Origin of the sequence: Pseudoduganella sp. RAF53_2 (assembly GCF_052113985.1) — a bacterium.
GTDB lineage: Bacteria > Pseudomonadota > Gammaproteobacteria > Burkholderiales > Burkholderiaceae_D > Rugamonas.
In genome coordinates, this window is the sequence record NZ_JBFRDW010000629.1 from 1 (window position 1) to 3,532 (window position 3,532).

The window sequence follows — 3,532 nt, forward strand, 5'->3', positions numbered from 1 at the left end:
ATCCTGACCGCACCGGTGAACCAGTCGTCAGGGCCTTTCATAGACGCCTGCGAACCACTACGTTTGATTTCCATTACAACCTCCTTGCGATATGCTCAGGTAGCAATGTAAGGCCAACCGCATTTGCTGATAAGATGGGCAAATCGGCATGCAATGGTGAATCACGTTCAACAATGAAAAACGAAGGCCTGGATGATGTGATTGCATTTCTCGCGGTGGCGCGGGAACAGAGCTTTACGCGAGCGGCGGCAAAGCTGGGCGTGTCGCGCTCCGCGCTCAGCCACTCATTGCGAGGCCTTGAGGCGCGGCTCGGCGTGCGTCTGCTGGCACGCACGACCCGCAATGTCTCGCCCACCGAAGCAGGCGAGGGGCTGATTCAGTCGGTTGGACATAAGTTCGAAGAGATCGAAGTCGAGCTTGAATCGCTGCGCCAGTCGCGCGCAAAGCCCGCCGGCACAATACGCATTGCCGCCACTGAATACGCGTCGGATTCGACGCTCCTCCCCAAACTCTCCGGCTTCCTGGCGCAATATCCGGATGTTCGTGTGGAGATCGTGATCGACTATGGCCTTACCAATATCGTCGCAGAACGCTTCGATGCAGGCGTGCGCTGGGGCGAACAACTTGCCAAGGACATGATCGCCGTGCSCATCGGCCCGGACATGCGCATGGCCGTCGTCGGCGCACCGTCCTACTTCGCAGCCCACCCGCTGCCGAAGAAGCCGCAAGACCTGATGGACCACAACTGCATCAACCTACGGCTGCCAACGCACGGCAATACCTATCCCTGGGAATTCGAGAAAGGTAAACGCAAGGTGAACGTTCGCGTCGAAGGCCAGATGACCTTCAACAGCAGCCCCCAGCTGATGAACGCCGCCTTGCACGGCCTGGGCCTGGCCTACGTCCCCGAAGGCATGGCAATGCCTCACATCGAATCCGGACGCCTGCACCGCGTGCTCGACGACTGGTGTCCCCTATCCTCCGGCTACCACCTCTACTACCCCAGCCGCCGCCAAACCTCCCCCGCCTTCGCGCTGCTGGTCGAAGCGCTTCGATACCGCAAGGCTTGAGCTAGCCCATAACGTCGCTGCATTCACACGCCTAGACTGGGATCTTTGCTCGGGAGGCGGAGATGGCGGATTTGACTTTGCCGGTAGCGCGGGTGGTGGAAGGGCATCGCGAGAAGATTCTGCAGTCGGTCGGCGGGAAGGCGGCGCTGGCGGCGATGCAGGATGATCGGGTGATGATGCAGGTGGCGGACGTATGCTATGCCCTGCTGCCGGGCGTGGTGCGGCTGGCGGTGAAGGAGCAGGCGTTTCGCGATTTCGTGCTGCTACATCGCAGCACGATCATCGCGCGACTATTGGCCTAGTTTCCCGGCAACGCGGCGCTGGATGGTGCCGTCGGCGAGGTAACGGTACAGGTTTTCGCCGGGGCAGACAGTTTGCGCGGAGTAGTCTTTGTGGCCGTGGATGGTGTCCGCTGACAGCTTGTACTTCTTCGCCAGCATCGCCATCAGCTCAACCACCGCATCCAGCTGCGCGGCGTTCGGCTGCACTTCCTCGAAATTGCCGACAACCTCAATCAGTGCATGGCCTTTCGGATCGTATTCCGTGTTGGTGTCGCCCGCGTAATCGATGCGGCGGCCTTCGTAGATGCGGCCGTCGAGGTCGATGATGTAGTGGTAAGGGATGTCGATCCAGTGCTTGGTATTGCGCGACCATGTTTGCAGATTGCGCAGGTAGGCAATGGGGTCAGTCCCGGCGGGGAATGGCTCGCCCTGGTGATGCAGCGTGATGTGGGTGATCTCTTGCGGGCGCGCCTTTGCGGGGTCGGCAGGCGTGCCGCCCCACTCTTCAACGCTGATGATGTGCGGGTCCGCCGCATAGGCTGCCGACGTGGCGGCGAGCAGCACCGCCATTAGAATTTTTTTCAATGCCGTGGTCCTTTGGTCAGCACGAGCGCGATCAGGCTAAGCAGCGCTGCGGCGGACAGATAATAACCGACGTACTGCAATCCATACGTGCTGGCCAGCCAGGTCGCTGCATACGGCGCCAGCGATGCGCCCAGAATGCCCGCCAGGTTGAAGGTCAGCGAAGCGCCGGTGTAACGCACTTCGGCCGGGAACAGCTCGGACAGCAGCGTGCCGAGCGGGCCGTAAGTCATGCCCATCAGACCCAGGCCAATCGACAGGAACACGGTCACCTGCACCAGGCTGCCGGAGCCGAACATAGGCGCCATCACGAGGCCGAAAGCCGCAATCGCAGCAGATACCCAGATCAAGGTTCCGCGGCGTCCGCGGCGGTCCGCCAGCACGGCAGAAACGGGGATCGTCAGGCCAAAGAACAGCACCGCAATCAACTGCAGAATCAGGAAGGTCTGGCGCGGAATGTGCAGCGCGGTMGTGCCCCAGCTCAAAGCGAACACGGTCATCAGATAAAACAGCACAAAGGTCGCCAGCGCAATCAGCGTGCCGAGTACCAGCACGCCCGTGTGCCTGGTGAGCACTGTCAGCGCCGGCACTTCAACACGCTCGTTGCGGTCCAGGACTTTCTGGAAGTCTGGCGTCTCGGTGATCTTCAGACGCACATACAAACCCACCAGCACCAGCAGCGCGCTGGCAAGGAAGGGAATGCGCCAGCCGAAGCCGAAGAACTGTTCGTCGGTCAGCATCGTGCTAAGCAGCAGGAAGGTGGAGCCGGAAAGGAAGAAGCCGATCGGCGCGCCCAGCTGCGGGAACATGCCATACCAGGCGCGCTTGCCCGGCGGCGCATTCTCGGTCGCCAGCAGCACGGCGCCACCCCATTCGCCACCAAGGCCCAGGCCCTGGCCAAAGCGGCACAGTGCCAGCAGCACCGGCGCCATGGTACCGATGGAGGCATAGGTCGGCAGCAGACCAATAACGACGGTCGAAAGGCCCATGGTCAGCAGCGCGGCAACCAGCGTGGCCTTGCGTCCTACCCGGTCACCAAAGTGGCCGAACACGGCCGAGCCGACGGGACGCGCAAAGAAAGCAATGGCAAATGTAGCGAGCGACTGCAAGGTGGCCGCGGTGGCGTCACCTGCGGGGAAGAACAGCTTGGGGAAAACGAGAACCGCTGCGGTGGCGTAGATGTAAAAATCGAAGAACTCAATCGTGGTGCCAATCAGGCTGGCGAACAGCACGGTGCCGGGAGAATTCACGGCGCCGGTGTGGGCTTTGGACATTGAAGATTCCTATGTTGTTGTGATTTTTTCGAATCCTTCGCGAAGTTCGTCTGCGTCCTCGGGGCGGACCACGCGAACGACTTCCTTACCATCGCGCAGGAAGATCATCGTGGGCCACAGTTTGACTCGGAAAGAGCGTCCCAGCAAGCGTCCGGGTCCGTCTTCCACCTTGATGTGCTTTACCGGCTCGTGACCGGCAAAGGCTTCGGATAGCAGCGGCTGCGCTGCCCGGCAGTATCCGCACCAGTTGGTGCCGAATTCCAGCAAGGCAGGTCCGCTGAGCGCATCGATCTCGGCGCGGGTAGGCGCCTCGGGCTTATAGGTC

Annotated in this window: 5 protein-coding genes; 2 read left to right on the forward strand and 3 right to left on the reverse strand. The window is 61.2% G+C overall.

The window, feature by feature from the left end:
- Window positions 1–173: 173 nt before the first annotated feature.
- A complete protein-coding gene (locus AB4Z11_RS26700; protein ID WP_442028868.1) occupies window positions 174–1,070 on the forward strand; it encodes a LysR family transcriptional regulator in 897 nt (298 codons plus the stop codon).
- A gap of 62 nt (window positions 1,071–1,132) precedes the next feature.
- Complete coding sequence (locus AB4Z11_RS26705; protein WP_442028869.1) at window positions 1,133–1,372, forward strand: hypothetical protein; 240 nt, start codon at window positions 1,133–1,135, stop codon at window positions 1,370–1,372.
- On the opposite strand, the gene AB4Z11_RS26710 is transcribed toward AB4Z11_RS26705, so the two are convergent.
- From AB4Z11_RS26710 to AB4Z11_RS26720, 3 genes are all read right to left on the reverse strand, one after another.
- Complete coding sequence (locus AB4Z11_RS26710) at window positions 1,361–1,936, reverse strand: peptidoglycan recognition protein family protein (protein ID WP_442028870.1); 576 nt, start codon at window positions 1,934–1,936, stop codon at window positions 1,361–1,363. The two genes, AB4Z11_RS26705 and AB4Z11_RS26710, sit on opposite strands and share 12 nt — an antisense overlap.
- On the reverse strand, window positions 1,933–3,207 hold the full coding sequence (locus AB4Z11_RS26715) for an MFS transporter (protein WP_442028871.1): 1,275 nt from the start codon (window positions 3,205–3,207) through the stop codon (window positions 1,933–1,935). Before AB4Z11_RS26715 ends, AB4Z11_RS26710 begins: the two co-directional genes overlap by 4 nt.
- 9 nt (window positions 3,208–3,216) lie before the next feature.
- Window positions 3,217–3,532 (reverse strand): thioredoxin family protein (locus AB4Z11_RS26720; protein WP_442028872.1); only part of this gene is annotated, 316 nt, incomplete at its 5' end.